14 protein-coding genes are annotated in these 16,620 nt (G+C 64.4%); all 14 read left to right on the plus strand.

The window, feature by feature from the left end; genetic code table 11:
• Positions 1–35 precede the first annotated feature (35 nt).
• The 14 genes from C404_RS50635 to C404_RS50695 all read left to right on the plus strand — a co-directional run bounded on the left by C404_RS50635 (position 36) and on the right by C404_RS50695 (position 16,471).
• Positions 36–1,073: a Tim44 domain-containing protein gene (locus C404_RS50635; RefSeq protein WP_031329847.1), complete on the plus strand. Its 1,038-nt coding sequence runs from the start codon at positions 36–38 to the stop codon at positions 1,071–1,073.
• Between the two features lie 135 nt (positions 1,074–1,208).
• The gene (locus C404_RS50640) at positions 1,209–1,862 is read left to right on the plus strand and encodes a ubiquinone biosynthesis accessory factor UbiJ (RefSeq protein ID WP_021196481.1); all 654 of its coding nucleotides are present in this window, start codon (positions 1,209–1,211) and stop codon (positions 1,860–1,862) included.
• A complete protein-coding gene (gene ubiB / locus C404_RS50645; protein ID WP_021196482.1) occupies positions 1,859–3,436 on the plus strand; it encodes a ubiquinone biosynthesis regulatory protein kinase UbiB in 1,578 nt (525 codons plus the stop codon). The genes C404_RS50640 and ubiB overlap by 4 nt, the downstream gene beginning before the upstream one ends.
• A 19-nt stretch (positions 3,437–3,455) precedes the next feature.
• Positions 3,456–4,085, plus strand: a complete 630-nt coding sequence (locus C404_RS50650; protein WP_021196483.1) for a methyltransferase domain-containing protein — start codon at positions 3,456–3,458, stop codon at positions 4,083–4,085.
• 221 nt (positions 4,086–4,306) lie between these two features.
• Positions 4,307–5,746, plus strand: coding sequence for a sodium:solute symporter family protein (locus tag C404_RS50655; protein WP_021196484.1), 1,440 nt, complete (start codon positions 4,307–4,309; stop codon positions 5,744–5,746).
• Positions 5,747–6,026: 280 nt separating this feature from the next.
• Positions 6,027–6,377 carry an FmdB family zinc ribbon protein gene (locus C404_RS0130300; RefSeq protein WP_031329848.1) on the plus strand — a complete coding sequence of 117 codons (351 nt, stop codon included), beginning with the start codon at positions 6,027–6,029 and terminating at the stop codon, positions 6,375–6,377.
• 31 nt (positions 6,378–6,408) lie between these two features.
• On the plus strand, positions 6,409–7,158 hold the full coding sequence (locus tag C404_RS50660; RefSeq protein WP_031329849.1) for a DUF502 domain-containing protein: 750 nt from the start codon (positions 6,409–6,411) through the stop codon (positions 7,156–7,158).
• Positions 7,159–7,261: 103 nt separating this feature from the next.
• The gene (aspS, locus tag C404_RS50665; protein ID WP_049286196.1) at positions 7,262–9,088 is read left to right on the plus strand and encodes an aspartate--tRNA ligase; all 1,827 of its coding nucleotides are present in this window, start codon (positions 7,262–7,264) and stop codon (positions 9,086–9,088) included.
• A 286-nt stretch (positions 9,089–9,374) separates the two neighbouring features.
• Entirely contained in the window at positions 9,375–9,869 is a 495-nt protein-coding gene (gene nudB, locus C404_RS50670; RefSeq protein WP_021196488.1) for a dihydroneopterin triphosphate diphosphatase, read from the plus strand.
• A gap of 1 nt (position 9,870) precedes the next feature.
• Positions 9,871–10,617 carry an endonuclease/exonuclease/phosphatase family protein gene (locus C404_RS50675; protein WP_021196489.1) on the plus strand — a complete coding sequence of 249 codons (747 nt, stop codon included), beginning with the start codon at positions 9,871–9,873 and terminating at the stop codon, positions 10,615–10,617.
• A complete protein-coding gene (clsB, locus tag C404_RS50680) occupies positions 10,614–11,906 on the plus strand; it encodes a cardiolipin synthase ClsB (protein WP_021196490.1) in 1,293 nt (430 codons plus the stop codon). The genes C404_RS50675 and clsB overlap by 4 nt, the downstream gene beginning before the upstream one ends.
• 54 nt (positions 11,907–11,960) lie before the next feature.
• Positions 11,961–13,625 (plus strand): acyl CoA:acetate/3-ketoacid CoA transferase, encoded by a 1,665-nt coding sequence (locus tag C404_RS50685; protein ID WP_021196491.1) that lies wholly within the window; start codon positions 11,961–11,963, stop codon positions 13,623–13,625.
• 404 nt (positions 13,626–14,029) lie between these two features.
• Entirely contained in the window at positions 14,030–14,620 is a 591-nt protein-coding gene (locus tag C404_RS50690; protein WP_021196492.1) for a TetR/AcrR family transcriptional regulator, read from the plus strand.
• Positions 14,621–14,683: 63 nt separating this feature from the next.
• On the plus strand, positions 14,684–16,471 hold the full coding sequence (locus tag C404_RS50695) for an acyl-CoA dehydrogenase C-terminal domain-containing protein (protein ID WP_021196493.1): 1,788 nt from the start codon (positions 14,684–14,686) through the stop codon (positions 16,469–16,471).
• Positions 16,472–16,620: the final 149 nt, after the last annotated feature.

The following is a 16,620-nucleotide window of genomic DNA, read 5'->3' on the forward strand; positions in this document are numbered from 1 at the left end:
CTAATGGCGTCACTGCCATTGGAGAGAAGACAGCGATGAGTTTGCACTGGGGTGGAAAATTGATGGTCGGCGCGATGGTCGCGACGATCGCACTGGGCACGGCATTCGACGCTGACGCCAAACGCATGGGCGGCAGCCGCAGCGTTGGCAAGCAATCGTCCTCCGTGACGCAACGTCAGCAAACGCCGCCGACCACGCCGTCGCCGACGCAGCAGGCCGCTCCGGCCGCGCAGCCGTCGCCGGCAGCACCGGCTCCGGGCGCACCGGCCGCGAAGCCTGGTCGTAACTGGGGCGGCATGCTGGGTGGCCTGGCCGCAGGCCTGGGGATCGGCTATCTGCTTTCGAAGTTTGGTCTGGGTGCAGGCCTTGCCTCGTTGCTGTCGAACCTGATCCTGATCGCCATCGTCGCTTTCGTGGTGATGTGGATCATCCGCAAGGTGCGCGGCAGCCGTCCGCAAGGTCCGGCCTACGCTACGGGTGGTCCGTCGTTTGGCGGTGACCGCGAGCCGTACGCGCCGCAACCCGCTGCGCCGGCTCCGCAGGCTTCCGCCTCGTCGTTTAACACCGGCAGCAGCAATACGTCGGGCTTGGGTGCGGGCGCACCGACGGCCGCGCAATCGTGGAGCCTGGGTGGTCCGGCTGCACCGGCCGCTGTCAACGCACAACCCGCAGTAGCCGCGCAGCAACAGCCGTGGGGTGTGCCGGCTGACTTCGACACGCAGGCCTTCCTGCGCAACGCCAAGGTCTACTTCATCCGCCTGCAGGCCGCATGGGATGCCGGCAACCTGAACGACATCCGCGAGTTCACCACGCCGGAGATGTTTGCCGAGATCAAGATGGACCTGGCCGACCGTGGCGCCACGCCCAACAAGACCGATGTGGTGTCGGTTGAGGCGGAGATGCTCGGCATCGAGACGCAGGCCGGCGAATACCTGGCGAGCGTGCGCTTCTCGGGCATGATCCGCGAGGAGGCCAACGCGCCGGCACAGCCGTTTGCGGAGGTGTGGAACCTGTCCAAGCCGACGCAAGGCAGCGGTGGCTGGGTGTTGGCAGGTATCCAACAATTGCAGTGATGCGGTAACAGTTGAAGCGGCGCAAAACGACCGTTTCAACATTCCCCGTAAAATAGGGCCCGACCGTCCGGTTCGGGCCCTTTTTGTTGCCCGCCGGCTAGCCCGCTTCTGGCCGCTTTTGCGCACCTTTGCCGCATGTCTTCGACAGCCACCTCGTCCTCGTTTCCCTTCATGCTGATGCAGCCATTGCTGCTCGCGCTCAATCATCTGCTGCGCCAGGAACCCTGGGCACAGGAGACGCTGCGGCCGTTCGCGGGCCGCGTCGCGCGCTTTGATCTGGCCCCCGTCTCGGTAACGCTGCAGGTGGACGCAGCGGGTCTTGTGATGGCACCTGAGGCTGGTGTGGCGCCCGCCGTGACCGTAGTTGTGCCGCTCGCTGCGGCTGCCAGCGACTACGCTACGGGCGGACAGGCCGCCGTACTCAAACACGTGCGTATCGAGGGCGAGGTCGAGTTCGCCAACGTACTGTCGACGTTGCTGCGCAACCTGCGCTGGGACGCGGCGGAAGATCTCTCGCGCGTGTTTGGCGATGTGATCGCGCAGCGCATGGTGAGCGGGGCGCAGGCCGCGCGCACCGAAGCGACGCGCGTCAGCCGCTCGCTGGCGGAGGCGGTGGCTTCCTACCTGACCGATGAACAACCCACGCTGGTGCGCCACGCACGCCTCGCGCAGTTTGCTGCCGATGTGGCCGCGCTGCGCGATGCGGAGGCGCGCTTGACCAAGCGTCTGGAGCGGCTAGAGAAGCAGCGGCCCGCAATCTCGACGGCGCGCGCAGGTGAATCGGCATGACGCGCTTCTTCCGGCTGGGCAAGATCGTCTTCGTCATCCTGTACTACGGGCTGGATCAGCTCGCGTTGTCGGGTTTCAAGAGCCGGCGCATCCGCGCGCTGGTGTGGCTGCTAACACTGGGCCGCAAACCCAAGCGCCCGCGCGGTGAGCGTCTGCGGCTGGCGCTCGAGCAGCTTGGGCCCATCTTCGTGAAGTTCGGTCAGGTGTTGTCGACGCGGCGTGATCTGCTGCCGCCTGATGTGGCGGACGAGCTCGCCAAGTTGCAGGACCGTGTGCCCCCGTTTGACCCGAAGGTGGCGGCAACGATTGTCGAGAAGTCGTTGGGCAAGCCGCTGTCGGCGCTGTTCCACCGCTTTGACCATCACCCGGTGGCGAGCGCGTCGATTGCGCAGGTGCACTTCGCGACGTTGCGCGGCGGCCCGGACGACGGCCGCGAGGTGGCGGTCAAGGTACTCCGCCCGGGCATGCTGCCCGTGATCGACAGCGATCTCGCGCTCATGCGTGATCTGGCCAAGTGGATGGAAAAGCTCTGGGCCGACGCCAAGCGCCTGAAGCCGCGCGAGGTGGTCGCCGAGTTCGACAAGTACCTGCACGACGAGCTCGACCTGATGCGCGAGGCGGCCAACGCCAGCCAACTGCGTCGCAACTTTGCCAAGTCGGATCTACTGCTGGTGCCCGAGGTGTTCTGGGACTGGTGTACCTCCGACGTGTTCGTCATGGAACGCATGCACGGCATGCGCATCTCGCACACCGAAGAGCTGCGTGCGGCCGGTGTCGACATGCACAAGCTCGCGCGCGACGGCGTGGAGATCTTCTTTACGCAGGTCTTCCGCGATGGCTTCTTCCATGCCGACATGCACCCCGGCAACATCCTCGTGAGCGTGGCGCCCGAGACGCTGGGCCGCTACATCGCGCTGGATTTTGGCATCGTCGGGGCGCTGTCGGAATTCGACAAGAACTACCTTGCGCAGAACTTCCTGGCGTTCTTCCAGCGCGACTATCACCGCGTGGCGGTGCTCCATATCGAGTCCGGCTGGGCGCCGGAAGAGACGCGCGTGGAAGAACTCGAAGGCGCCATCCGCGCCTGCTGCGAGCCGTATTTCGACCGGCCGCTGGGCGAGATCTCGCTGGGGCTGGTGCTGATGCGCCTGTTCCAGACCTCGCGCCGCTTCAACGTAGAAGTGCAGCCGCAACTGGTGCTGCTGCAGAAGACGCTGCTGAACGTGGAAGGCCTGGGCCGCCAGCTCGATCCGGATCTGGATCTGTGGAAGACCGCCAAGCCGTTCCTCGAGCGCTGGATGCATGAGCAGATCGGCTGGCGCGGCTTCGTCGAGCGTCTGAAAGTCGAGGCGCCGCAATGGGCCAACAAGCTGCCGGACCTGCCGCGCCTGGTGCACCAGATTCTGGACCGCCACGCGAGCAACAAAGGCAACGCCCAGACGGAAGCGCTGACCGCGTTGCTTGCCGAGCAACGGCGCACCAACCGGCTGCTTTCCGCCGCGCTGCTGTTCATCGGCGGGTTCGCCGTCGGCATCATCGCCACCCATGTGCTGGCGTGGCTGGCCCGTCATTGACTGATTGCCCGTTGCTGCCATGGCCGAGCCACCCGTCTTCCAATCCCGTGACGCCGCCGATCCTGCTTTCTGGGACGAGCGCTTCAGCCGCGATCACACGCCCTGGGATGCACACGGTGTGCCGGCCGCCTTCCGGCAATTCCTTGAAGCGCAGTCTGCGCCACTTTCCACGCTGATCCCAGGTTGCGGTAACGCCTACGAGGCCGGTTGGCTGGCCGAGCGCGGCTGGCCCGTCACAGCCATCGACTTTGCGCCGCGTGCGGTCAGTTCGGCCAAGGCCGTGCTGGGCCCATATGCCGACGTGGTGGAACTGGCAGATTTCTTCCGTTTTGCGCCGCACCGGCCGGTGCAATGGATCTACGAGCGCGCATTCCTGTGCGCGATGCCGCGCCGGCTGTGGCCGGATTACGCCACGCAGGTCGCAAAGCTGCTGCCGCCGGGTGGCTTGCTTGCGGGCTTCTTTGCCGTGGTGGAGGGCAGGGAGGCTGTGCCCAAGGGGCCGCCCTTCGAGACGACCCAGGCCGAACTGGACGCGCTGCTGTCGCCGGCTTTCGAGCGCGTCAGCGATATGCCGATGGCCGAGGCTGATTCGATTCCGGTGTTTGCCGGCCGCGAGCGCTGGCAGATCTGGCGCCGCCGGGCCGATTGATCCTGACTGCGGCCAGTGTTGGTGCGAAGCAACATTGGACGCAGTCAACAAAAAGCCTACGGACGCCCGTTGCGGGTCGTTGCACAAAAAAGTGGCAAACGGGGTGGTATTCGTGGTCGCACCGATGCCCCGCCGCGCAGTCCCATCGCTATAATCCCGCCACTTCGCCCGGCGCCCGGCTTGGCCGCCAACGTGATTTCCTGCAATTCTTCCGCGCTGCCATGCTGATCTGGTTTGTCATTATTTACTGGGTGATTTCGGTCGGGATCGGCCTGTGGGCTGCGCTGCGTGTGCGCGATGCGGCTGATTTTGCGGTGGCCGGCCGCAGCCTGCCGTTCTACGTCGTGACCGCCACGGTGTTTGCCACCTGGTTCGGCTCCGAGGCGGTGCTCGGTATTCCCGCAGAGTTTCTCAAGGACGGCCTGCATGGTGTGGTGGCTGATCCGTTCGGTTCTTCCCTGTGCCTGATCCTGGTGGGCTTGTTCTTCGCCAAGCCGCTGTACCGGATGAACCTGCTCACCATTGGTGACTTCTACCGCAACCGCTTTGGCCGCGTGGCCGAAACGCTGACCACCCTGTGCATCGTCGTGTCGTACCTGGGCTGGGTGGCGGCGCAGATCAAGGCGCTGGGGCTGGTGTTCTACACCGTGTCGGATGGCGCCGTTTCGCAAGACATGGGCATGATGATCGGCGCGGGCAGCGTGCTGGTCTACACGCTGTTCGGCGGCATGTGGTCGGTGGCGGTGACGGACTTCATCCAGATGATCATCATCGTGATCGGCATGCTGTACATCGGCTGGGAGGTCTCGGGCCAGGCCGGCGGCGTGGGCACGGTGGTGGCGCACGCGGCGGCTTCGGGCAAGTTCTCGTTCTGGCCGGCGTTCAACCCGATCGAGATCATCGGCTTTGTGACCGCCTGGATCACCATGATGCTCGGCTCGATTCCGCAGCAGGACGTGTTCCAGCGCGTGACGTCATCGCGTACTGAACGCATCGCTGGCACGGCTTCGGTGCTGGGTGGCGTGCTGTACTTCATGTTCGCGTTTGTCCCCATGTTCCTGGCGTATTCCGCCACGCTGATCGATCCGGAGATGGTCGCCAAGTACATCAACACCGATTCGCAGATGATCCTGCCCAATCTCGTGCTGCAGCACGCGCCGGTCTTTGCGCAGGTGATGTTCTTCGGTGCGCTGCTGTCGGCCATCAAGAGCTGCGCCAGCGCGACGCTGTTGGCGCCGTCCGTGACCTTTGCCGAGAACGTGCTGCGTCCGCTGCTGCCGAACATGGACGACAAGCGCTTCCTGCGCGTGATGCAGGCGGTGGTGTTGACCTTCACGGTGCTGGTGACGCTGTTTGCACTGAACTCGCACCTGTCGATCTTCCACATGGTCGAGAGCGCCTACAAGGTGACGCTGGTGGCTGCCTTTGTGCCGCTGGCTTTTGGCCTGTTCTGGAAACGCGCGACCAAGCAGGGTGGTCTGCTGGCCATCATCCTGGGCCTGGCAGCCTGGATCTGGTGCGAAGTGTTCTTGTCAGATGCGGCGCTTCCGCCACAATTGGTTGGCCTGCTGGCCAGCCTGGGCGCGATGATCCTGGGCTCGCTCGGGCCGCAGTGGATCGAGAATCGCGCGCCGACCACCAAGGCCGCCACGCAAGCCTGACCTAGCGCTGCCGGGCAAGGGGCGATGAAATGCGTGGTGTGCCACATTGTGGCGTGCCACCATCGCCCATGCTGCAACCTCGCGCAACCGCGGTCAGGAATCCCACCGAAAGGGTTTATAATTCAAGGCTTTGCGCGCCCATGCTTGTCTGATGGACTTGCAACCGGCGCAGTTGCCCCAATATTTCGCGAGCCTGTGCGCTTTTCTGCGCTGGAATTGCGGTGGGCGCGGGCATTTCAATCGTTTTCTCGAATTTCGTTTGTTCCAGGGTGAGGACACCATGCCGATCTATGCTTATCGATGCGACGCCTGCGGCCACGCCAAAGATGTGCTGCAGAAGATGAGCGACGCGCCGCTGACGGATTGCCCCGCATGCGGCGCGTCGGCGTTCAAGAAACAGCTCACTGCTGCCGGCTTCCAACTCAAGGGTTCGGGCTGGTATGTGACGGACTTCCGTGGTGGCTCGGGCGGTACGTCCGCAGCCGGCACGGCAGCCAAGACGGATGCTGCAGCCCCGGCCGCTGGCGCCGCCGCAGCCGCACCGGCGGCTTCGTCCGACAGCGCTTCGTCCACCAGCAGTGCCGCTCCGGCCACCTCCGGCGGTTGCGGCACGTCGTGTGCGTGCCACTGATCGCATCGCTTACGCCTCGGCCCATCGCCCCATGAAACAGAAAACCAGCGCACTCAAGACATGGTTCCTGACCGGTCTTCTGGTGCTCGTCCCGCTTGCGATCACGCTGTGGGTGCTGTCGCTCATCATCGGCACGATGGACCAGAGCCTGGCGCTGCTGCCGTCGGCCTGGCAGCCCGATCGCCTGCTCGGCGTGAAGATCCCTGGCCTGGGCGCGATCCTGACGCTGCTGTTCATCCTGATCGTGGGGGTGCTTGCGCACAACTTCATCGGCCAGAAGCTGGTGACGTGGTGGGAAGCCGTGCTGGGCCGCATTCCCGTGGTCGGTCCGATCTATTCGAGCGTGAAGCAGGTGTCGGACACGCTGCTGTCGTCCAGCGGCAATGCATTCCGCAAGGCGCTGCTGGTGCAGTACCCGCGCGAAGGCTCGTGGACGATCGCCTTCCTGACCGGCCGCCCCGGCGGTGACGTCGAGAACCACCTGCAGGGCGAGTATGTGAGTGTGTACGTGCCGACCACGCCCAACCCGACGTCGGGCTTCTTCCTGATGATGCCCAAGGCCGACACCATCGAACTGGACATGACGGTGGACGCGGCACTCAAGTACATCGTGTCGATGGGGGTGGTGGCGCCCGAAACGCTGCCGCGCCGTACGGACCCGTCCGATGGCACGCCACATACGGAGGACCGGTCGCCGGCAGCAGGGTTGCATGACCTGCCGCGCGACCCTTCGAATCCGAATGCGCTGCCCGATGCTGGCGGCGCCGTATCAGCGCCTTAAGTCAATGCAATTGGCCGGTAGCGCGCACTGATCCCGCCGGCCCTCTCGATCAACTTTCTCGCGCGACGCCCTGTTGGCGGCGCGCTTCGCGGAAAACCACAACATGCAAATGCGTACTCAATACTGCGGTCAGGTCACCGAACAACTGCTCGGCCAGAGCGTCACGCTGTCGGGCTGGGCCCATCGTCGTCGTGACCACGGTGGTGTGATCTTCATCGACCTGCGTGACCGTGAAGGCCTGGTGCAAGTCGTGTGCGACCCGGACCGCCCGGAGATGTTCAAGGTGGCCGAAGGTGTGCGCAACGAGTTCTGCCTGCAAGTGAAGGGCCTCGTGCGCGCCCGCCCGGAAGGCACCACCAACGCCAACCTCGCCAGCGGCAAGGTTGAAGTGCTGTGCCAGGAGCTGACGGTGCTCAACGCCTCCGTCACGCCGCCGTTCCAGCTGGACGACGACAACCTGTCGGAAACCACGCGCCTGACGCACCGCGTGCTGGACCTGCGCCGCCCGCAGATGCAATACAACCTGCGCCTGCGCTACAAGGTGGCGATGGAAGTGCGTAAGTACCTGGACGACAAGGGCTTCATCGACATCGAAACGCCGATGCTGACCAAGAGCACGCCCGAAGGCGCACGCGATTACCTGGTGCCCTCGCGTGTGAACGCCGGCCAGTTCTTCGCGCTGCCGCAATCGCCGCAGCTCTTCAAGCAGATGCTGATGGTGTCGGGCTTCGACCGCTACTACCAGATCACCAAGTGCTTCCGCGACGAAGACCTGCGTGCTGACCGCCAGCCCGAATTCACCCAGATTGACTGCGAAACGTCGTTCCTGACCGAGCAGGAAATCCGCGACCTGTTTGAAGAGATGATCCGCACGGTGTTCAAGAACACCATGTCGGTCGAGCTGGATGCCAAGTTCCCGGTGATGGAGTTCCGCGAGGCAATGGCCCGCTTCGGTTCGGACAAGCCGGACTTGCGCGTCAAGCTGGAATTCACCGAGTTGACCGACGCCATGAAGGACGTCGACTTCAAGGTGTTCTCGGCGGCGGCCAACGCTGAAGGCGGCCGCGTGGTGGCCCTGCGCGTGCCGGGCGGTGCAGCTCTGTCGCGTGGCGATATCGATGCCTACGGCAAGTTCGTCGAAATCTATGGCGCCAAGGGCCTGGCCTGGATCAAGGTCAACGAAGTGGCCAAGGGCCGTGACGGCCTGCAATCGCCGATCGTGAAGAACCTGCACGACGCGGCCATCGCCGAGATCCTCAAGCGCAGCGCTGCACAAGACGGCGACATCCTGTTCTTCGGCGCCGACCGCGCCAAGGTGGTGAACGACGCGATGGGTGCGCTGCGCCTGAAGATCGGTCACTCGGACTTCGCCAAGAGCACCGGCCTGTTTGAAGACGTGTGGAAGCCGCTGTGGGTGGTGGACTTCCCGATGTTCGAATACGACGAGGAAGACGCCCGCTGGGTGGCCATGCACCACCCGTTCACGAGCCCGAAGGACGAGCACCTGGAATACCTGGAAACCGATCCGGGCAAGTGCATCGCCAAGGCCTACGACATGGTGCTCAACGGCTGGGAAATCGGCGGCGGCTCAGTTCGGATCTACCGCGAAGAAGTGCAGAGCAAGGTGTTCCGCGCCCTGAAGATCAACGACGAAGAAGCGCGTGCCAAGTTCGGCTTCCTACTGGACGCCCTGCAGTACGGCGCGCCTCCGCACGGCGGCATCGCTTTCGGTCTGGACCGCGTTGTCACGATGATGGCCGGTGCGGATTCGATCCGCGACGTGATCGCCTTCCCGAAGACGCAGCGCGCGCAGGATCTGCTCACGCAGGCGCCGAGCCCGGTCGACGAGAAACAATTGCGCGAATTGCACATTCGTCTGCGCGCTGCCGAGGCAAAGGTGGCTGCACCGAACGCTGCGACGACGGCCTGACATCCCGCCGCTCAAGGCTGCACAACAAGCCGCGCCGACCCGTAAGGGCGGCGCGGTTTGTTTTTGGACGTTCGCTTCGTGCAGGAGCAGCGCTTGCGGCACAAGATCCCCTGGATGCACCGCAGGCACCGGCTTATCCGTTGCCACTCATTGCGCAGCTTGATTACCGGGGCACCGCGGCGTTGCCCGGTGATTGTGAACATCGCTATCGGCTCCATCTGGCTGCGGTAAGCTATCGAACTGCGGTGCGCTCATGCCGCCCGCCGTTATCCGCTGCCAAACCGCCATGCCGCACAAGATTCCTGTCTCCGTTCTCGTTGTTATTCACACACCTGATCTTCATGTGCTGGTGATGGAACGGGCGGATCACCCGGGCTTCTGGCAATCCGTCACTGGCAGTTGCGATGCCCTGGATGAGCCCCTGGCCGAAACCGCGCGCCGCGAGGTGCAGGAAGAAACCGGCATCGATACGGGCCGGCATCACCTGATCGACTGGGGCCACCAGATCGAGTATGAGATCTACCCGCGCTGGCGCCACCGCTACGCACCGGGCGTCACACGCAACACCGAGCACTGGTTCGGCTTGCTGGTGAGCGGCAAGGTGCCGGTGCGATTGTCGCCACGCGAGCACCTCCAGGCCGAATGGCTGCCCTATGAAGACGCCGCTGCGCGCTGCTTCTCACGCAGCAACGGCGAGGCCATCCTGCAACTGCCTGAGCGTCTGGCGGCATACACGGCCCACCAGGCCCAACAGGCCGCCACAGCAAAGGACCAGGCCTGACATGCTCCGCTTGCGCGTCGCCACCTACAACATCCACAAGGGCGTGACGGGGATTGCGCGTCGTGTGCGCGTGCATGATGTGCGGCAAGGCTTGCACACGATGGACGCCGACATCGTCTTCCTGCAGGAAGTGCAGGATCGCAACGACCGGCTGGTCGCCTCTGAGCTGTTCGACCCGAGCTATACGCAACTGCGCTATCTGGCGACTGACGTGTACCCGCACACGGTCTACGGCCGCAACGCCGTGTACGAGCACGGGCATCACGGCAACGCCATTCTTTCGCGTTTTCCGATCCTGCTGTCGGAGAACTTGGATATTTCCGATCATCGCTTCGAGCAGCGCGGCTTGCTGCATGCGGTCACGGATCTCGGCTTCGGCGAGGTGCATCTCTTGTGCGCGCACTTCGGCCTGTTTGCGCGCAGCCGGCAACGGCAGGCGGAAGCGTTGATCGACCGCGTGCGCGCGGTGGTGCCGAAAGACGCGCCGCTCGTGGTGGCCGGTGATTTCAACGACTGGAACAACCGGCTCGACCGCTACATCTGCCAGGCGCTGGGCGCCACGGAAGTGGCCGACAAGGCTGCCGATGCGCGCCCCGTGCGTACCTTCCCGAGCCATCTGCCGTGGCTGCGGCTCGATCGGATTTACGTGCGCGGGTTCGACATTGAACGCGCGCATGCGCTGACGGGGCGTGAGTGGGCGCAGCGCTCCGACCACGTGCCCCTGCTGGCGGAACTGGCGCGCCCATGAGGGTCGTGCGCGATGCGGGTCCGCTGCGTTCTGAGTGGCGGCGGGGCAAGCCCCTGCCGGGCAACGACGTCGACCTGCTGTGCGGCGGCGCAGAATTCTTCCCCGCGCTGATCACTGCCATTGATGGTGCGCAACATCGCGTCGCGCTCGAAACCTACATCTACACCAACGACGACGTCGCACGCAGCGTGACCGAAGCACTGGCGCGCGCCGCACGGCGTGGCGTGGAAGTGCACCTGACGGTCGACGGTTTCGGCACCGGCGCATTGCCCGCCGACGTCGCCACAATCCTCGACACCGCCGGCGTGGACTGGCGCGTGTATCGCCCCGTGCGCGGCTTCGCATTGCAGCGCCGCTACCTGCGCCGCCTGCACCGCAAGATCGCCGTCATCGACGATGAGATCGCTTTCGTCGGCGGCATCAACATCATCGATGACCTGAATCACGCACCGCTGCATGACGCCACGCTGGGCGCGCGCTACGACTTTGCGGTACGCGTGCGCGGGCCGCTGGTTGCGCAGATCGTCCTCACGGTCGATCGGCTCTGGTGGCAGATGGGGGTGCGCTCCGGCGTGCGCGAGGTGGGTGTGACTGGCGTGGCGGCCGAGTTTCCGGTGATGACCGATACGCCCCGTCCGCGCGCTCGTGGTGAATTCGGCGGAGAGTCTGGCGCCGAAAGCGCGCGCGCGCCGGGCAGCGCACCCGGCAACGTTTTGGCCTCGTTGGTGTTGCGCGACAACGTGCGCAACCGGCGTGCGATCGAGCGCGAATATCTGCGGGCGCTCGGTACGGCACGGCGCGAGGTGATCATCGCCAATGCGTATTTCCTGCCGGGCGTGCGCTTCATGCGTGCGCTGGCCGCATGCCGGCGGCGTGGCGTGCGTGTGCGCATGCTGTTACAGGGGCGTGTTGAGTATCCGTTGCAGCATTTCGCAACGCGCTCGCTGTACCACATGCTGCTGCGCGATGGCGTGGAGATCCACGAGTACACCGCGAGCTTCCTGCACGCAAAAGTGGCGGTGGTGGATGAGCGCTGGGCCACGGTCGGCTCCAGCAATATCGACCCGTTCAGCTTGCTGCTGGCGCGTGAGGCCAACGTTGTCGCGTGGGATGCGGAGGTCGCCAGCGAGTTGCGCACCGTACTGGAAGACGCCATCACACATCACGCGCGCCCGGTGCTCGCAGACACCCACGCTGCGCGCCGCTGGTGGTGGCGCTTGGCAGACTGGTGCGCATACCGGGTCGTGCGTCTGGGCGTGGTCATCAGCGGACAGGCAGCGCAGTATTAGCGGCACAGTCATTGAGAAGAAGCGCGTAGAAAACAAAACAAAGACGGAGGAGACATGCAGGTCATCACAGCAGACGAAGCCGCTCGGTTGGTGCAGCCCGGATGGACGGTGGCGTGTGCCGGGTTTGTCGGCGCGGGTCACGCGGAGGCCGTCACGCACGCGCTGGAGCGCCGTTTTCTGGCGACTGGCGAGCCACGCGATCTCACGCTGGTCTACTCGGCCGGTCAGGGCGATCGCGCCACGCGCGGCGTCAATCATTTCGGCAATCCCGGCATGACACGCTGCGTGGTGGGCGGGCATTGGCGCTCGGCAACGCGACTGGCCGATCTGGCGCTCGCCGAGCAGTGCGATGCGTTCAATCTGCCGCAAGGGGTGCTCACGCATCTGTATCGCGCCATCGCGGGCGGCAAGCCTGGCGTGCTGACCAAGATTGGCCTGCACACCTTCGTTGACCCGCGTACCGAATTGGATGCGCGCTACCACGGCGGCGCCATCAATGCGCGTGCCAAGGCGGCGCGAGCGGCGGGCACCGCATCGTGGGTCGAGTACGAGCGCTTTCGCGGCGAAGACTACCTCTTCTATCCGAGCTTCCCGCTGCACTGCGTCTTCTTGCGCGGCACGGCCGCCGACCCGCGCGGCAACATCAGCACGCACGAAGAGGCCTTCCATCACGAACTGCTGGCCATGGCGCAGGCTGCGCGCGCATCGGGCGGCATCGTCATCGCCCAGGTGCGGCGGCTGGTGGATCGGCACGACAACCTGCAGGCGATTCACGTGCCCGGCATCCTCGTCGACTACGTGGTCGTCGCAGAGGATGAAGCGGAGCATCAGATGACCTTTGGCGAGGCGTTCAACCCGACCTACATCCGCCCGTGGCAAGGCGAGGCGATTCAGTTGAAGGAAGATGCGCTGGAAGCGAGCGAGGCCCTGGAGTCCAACCTGCAAGGTGCGCTCGATGCCCGCACGTTGGTGCAACGCCGCGCCGTGCTCGAACTGATGGCGCAGCAACCGCGCGTGGTGAACTTGGGCGTGGGCATGCCGGCCGCCGTGGGCGCATTGGCCGAGCAGGAGGGCGCGCGTGGTTTCACGCTCACCGTGGAGGCCGGCCCGATTGGCGGTACGCCGGCAGACGGGCTGAGCTTCGGCGCCTCGGCGTACCCAGAAGCGGTGGTCGACCAGCCCGCGCAGTTCGATTTCTACGAAGGCGGCGGCATCGACCTCGCCATCCTCGGCCTGGCGGAACTGGACGGCGCTGGCAACGTCAACGTGAGCCTGTTCGGCGAGGGTGGCGACACCATCGTTGCGGGCGTGGGCGGCTTCATCAACATCACGCAGAGCGCACGCTCGGTCGTGTTCATGGGCACGCTCACGGCTGGCGGCCTTCAGGTCGAGGCCGACGGCGGCAAACTGCGCATCGTGCGCGAAGGGCGCCTCAAGAAGATCGTGCCGGCTGTTTCGCACCTCACCTTCAATGGCGACTATGCGGCGCGTTCCGGCATTCCCGTGCGGTATGTGACCGAGCGCGCGGTCTTCGAGATGCGCGACGACGGCCAAGGCGGCCGACGCCTCACGCTGACCGAAATCGCCCCCGGCATCGACCTGCAGCGCAACGTGCTCGACCAATGTGCCGCAGAGGTTGCCGTGGCACCGGATCTGCGCGAAATGGACGCCCGCATCTTCCGGCGCGGCCGCATGTGTGCGGGCACCGCACCGGCCTGATTTCGCTCCGTTTTATTTACTGACGGGTAGCACTAGAAAATCGGTCGATCATGCTGCGCCGCACTGGTTTTATGGGTGCGGCGCACACCCCGCAAACGCTTTTACTAAAAGGATTTGCGGGATTCTTGCTGCACCGCAGAGGGCTCCATTGTGGCGCCTTCATTTAGATGCGGCTTTCTAATAAAACACTTGCTGCCATACAGGCCCCTGTAAATAATTGAACGACCGTTCGATTTTGGGCTAGAGTGTTTCCGCAGGCTGGTTTACAGTCCCGCCCGGCACGCGGAAGGCGCCTTGCAAAGCGCTGATTTTCATGTGTGTCGTGCCCCAGAAAAGAACGGAGAGAAATCATCATGCGTCACCCGACCGCTCGTCTTGAATCGAATCACGCAGCAGCCACGCCGATGCGCAAGGGCGAGCTGACGCGTGCAGCGATTCTCGATGCCGCGCTGGAACTGGCCTCGCGCGACGGACTGGAAGGGTTGACGATCGGTGTGCTCGCGGAGCGCATGCAGATGAGCAAGAGCGGGGTGTTCGCGCACTTCGGCTCGCGTGAGGATCTGCAGGTGGAAGTGGTTCGCGAGTATCACAAACGGTTCGAACAGGAAGTCTTCTACCCGAGCTTGACGGAACCGCGCGGTCTGCCGCGCCTGTGGAGCATGGTGCGACGCTGGATGGAGCGCCGCATTCAGGAAGTGACCACGGGCTGCATCTACATCAGCGGCGCGGTGGAGTACGACGACCGAGCGGAGAGCCCGGTGCGCGACGAACTCGTCAAGAGCGTGACGATCTGGCGGGCGGCACTGGCCCGCGCGATCGCACAGGCAAAGGAAGAAGGCCACCTGCGTGCAGAAGCGGACCCGCAGTTGATGCTCTTCGAGATGTACAGCCTGGAACTGGGCTTGCACCACGATGCGCGTTTCCTGCGGTTGCCGAACAGCGCCGAGCTGGCCATGGTGGCGCTTAACAAACTCATTCAGTCTTACCGAACCTGACGCGCTCGATTTACACCCAGCACACCTAGCCGGGGCGCGCAGTACACACCAAGGAGTTGCAAGATGGGTCAATACACCGCACCGCTGCGTGACATGCAGTTTGTTCTCCACGAGCTTCTCGGCGTGGAGGACCACCTGAAGCAGATGCCGCAGCACGCGGAGATCGATGCCGACACCATCAATCAGGTGATCGAAGAAGCCGGCAAGTTCTGCTCCGAAGTCATCTTCCCGCTCAACCAATCGGGCGACCGCGAAGGCTGCACGTACCACGGCGACGGCGTGGTGACCGCACCCAAAGGTTTCAAAGAGGCGTATCAGCAGTACGTCGAGGCCGGCTGGCCCGCACTGGGCTGCGATCCGGAATACGGCGGCCAGGGCTTGCCCATCCTGATCAACAACGCGTTGTACGAGATGCTGAACTCGGCCAACCAGGCCTGGACGATGTATCCCGGCCTGTCGCATGGCGCGTACGAAGCCCTGCACGCCCACGGCACGGATGAGCTGAAGCAGCGCTACCTGCCGAAGCTGGTGTCGGGCGTGTGGACCGGCACGATGTGTCTGACCGAGCCGCACTGCGGCACCGACCTCGGCATCCTGCGCACTAAGGCCGAACCGCTGGCCGATGGCTCGTATGCCATCACCGGCACGAAGATCTTCATTTCGGCAGGCGAGCACGACCTGGCTGAAAACATCATCCATCTGGTGCTGGCACGCCTGCCGGATGCACCGGGCGGCACCAAGGGCATCTCGCTGTTCGTGGTGCCGAAGTTCATCCCCGATGCCAGCGGCAACCCGGGCGAGCGCAACACTGTGGCCTGCGGTGCCATCGAGCACAAGATGGGCATTCACGGTAACGCCACCTGCGTGATCAACCTGGACGGCGCGAAAGGCTGGATGGTCGGCGAACCGAACAAGGGCCTGAACGCCATGTTCGTGATGATGAACGCCGCGCGCCTGGGCGTCGGCATGCAGAGCCTGGGCCTGACTGAAGTTGCGTACCAGAACTCCGCCGCCTACGCCAAGGAACGCCTGCAGATGCGTAGCCTGTCGGGCCCGAAGGCACCGGACAAGCCGGCTGACCCGATCATCGTGCACCCGGACGTGCGCCGCATGCTGCTGACCCAGCGCGCCTTTGCCGAAGGTGGCCGCGCATTCAGCTACTGGATCGCTCTGCAGATCGACCGCGAGCTGTCGCACGAGGACGAATCCGTGCGCAAGGACGCCGCTGACCTCGTCGCGCTGCTGACCCCGATCGCCAAGGCTTTCCTGAGCGACAACGCATTCATCTCCACCAACGAAGGCATGCAAGTGTTTGGTGGCCACGGCTACATCGCCGAGTGGGGCATGGAGCAGTACGTGCGCGATGCCCGCATCAACATGATCTACGAAGGCACGAACACCGTGCAGTCGCTGGACCTGCTGGGCCGCAAGATCCTGGGCGACATGGGCGCCAAGATGAAGAAGTTCGGCAAGCTGGTGCAGGACTTTGTTGAGGCTGAAGGCACCAACGAAGCCATGCAGGAGTTCATCAACCCGCTGGCTGACATCGGTGACAAGGTCCAGAAGCTGACCATGGAAATCGGCATGAAGGCCATGGCCAATCCGGACGAAGTCGGTGCCGCCGCTGTGCCGTACCTGCGCGTGGTCGGCCACCTGGTGTTCTCGTACTTCTGGGCCCGCATGGCCAAGATCGCGCTGGAAAAGCAAGACAGCGGCGACACGTTCTACAAGGTCAAGCTGGCAACGGCGCGCTTCTACTTTGCCAAGCTGCTGCCCGAAACGGCTTCGCAGATCCGCATGGCGCGTGCCGGCGGCGCGACGCTGATGGCACTCGAAGCCGACCTGTTCTAAGGAAACCTGCCCACGATCCTACTGCGCGGTCCGATCTTGGCGCTGCGATGCTCGCCGTACTCATGTACGGCTGTGCTTCTCCCGCCAACCTCGAACCGCTCGCTACGGATCGTGAACAGGTTTCAACGCCTCTTTCTGTTGCTCCCGCG

Origin of the sequence: Ralstonia sp. AU12-08 (assembly GCF_000442475.1) — a bacterium.
GTDB lineage: Bacteria > Pseudomonadota > Gammaproteobacteria > Burkholderiales > Burkholderiaceae > Ralstonia > Ralstonia insidiosa.

Bases quoted from the DNA above. Each gene is read 5' to 3' on its own strand.
- C404_RS50635 (WP_031329847.1), top strand. From the start codon at position 36: ATGAGTTTGCACTGGGGTGGAAAATTGATGGTCGGCGCGATGGTCGCG.
- C404_RS50640 (WP_021196481.1), top strand. From the start codon at position 1,209: ATGTCTTCGACAGCCACCTCGTCCTCGTTTCCCTTCATGCTGATGCAG.
- ubiB (WP_021196482.1), top strand. From the start codon at position 1,859: ATGACGCGCTTCTTCCGGCTGGGCAAGATCGTCTTCGTCATCCTGTAC.
- C404_RS50650 (WP_021196483.1), top strand. From the start codon at position 3,456: ATGGCCGAGCCACCCGTCTTCCAATCCCGTGACGCCGCCGATCCTGCT.
- C404_RS50655 (WP_021196484.1), top strand. From the start codon at position 4,307: ATGCTGATCTGGTTTGTCATTATTTACTGGGTGATTTCGGTCGGGATC.
- C404_RS0130300 (WP_031329848.1), top strand. From the start codon at position 6,027: ATGCCGATCTATGCTTATCGATGCGACGCCTGCGGCCACGCCAAAGAT.
- C404_RS50660 (WP_031329849.1), top strand. From the start codon at position 6,409: ATGAAACAGAAAACCAGCGCACTCAAGACATGGTTCCTGACCGGTCTT.
- aspS (WP_049286196.1), top strand. From the start codon at position 7,262: ATGCAAATGCGTACTCAATACTGCGGTCAGGTCACCGAACAACTGCTC.
- nudB (WP_021196488.1), top strand. From the start codon at position 9,375: ATGCCGCACAAGATTCCTGTCTCCGTTCTCGTTGTTATTCACACACCT.
- C404_RS50675 (WP_021196489.1), top strand. From the start codon at position 9,871: ATGCTCCGCTTGCGCGTCGCCACCTACAACATCCACAAGGGCGTGACG.
- clsB (WP_021196490.1), top strand. From the start codon at position 10,614: ATGAGGGTCGTGCGCGATGCGGGTCCGCTGCGTTCTGAGTGGCGGCGG.
- C404_RS50685 (WP_021196491.1), top strand. From the start codon at position 11,961: ATGCAGGTCATCACAGCAGACGAAGCCGCTCGGTTGGTGCAGCCCGGA.
- C404_RS50690 (WP_021196492.1), top strand. From the start codon at position 14,030: ATGCGCAAGGGCGAGCTGACGCGTGCAGCGATTCTCGATGCCGCGCTG.
- C404_RS50695 (WP_021196493.1), top strand. From the start codon at position 14,684: ATGGGTCAATACACCGCACCGCTGCGTGACATGCAGTTTGTTCTCCAC.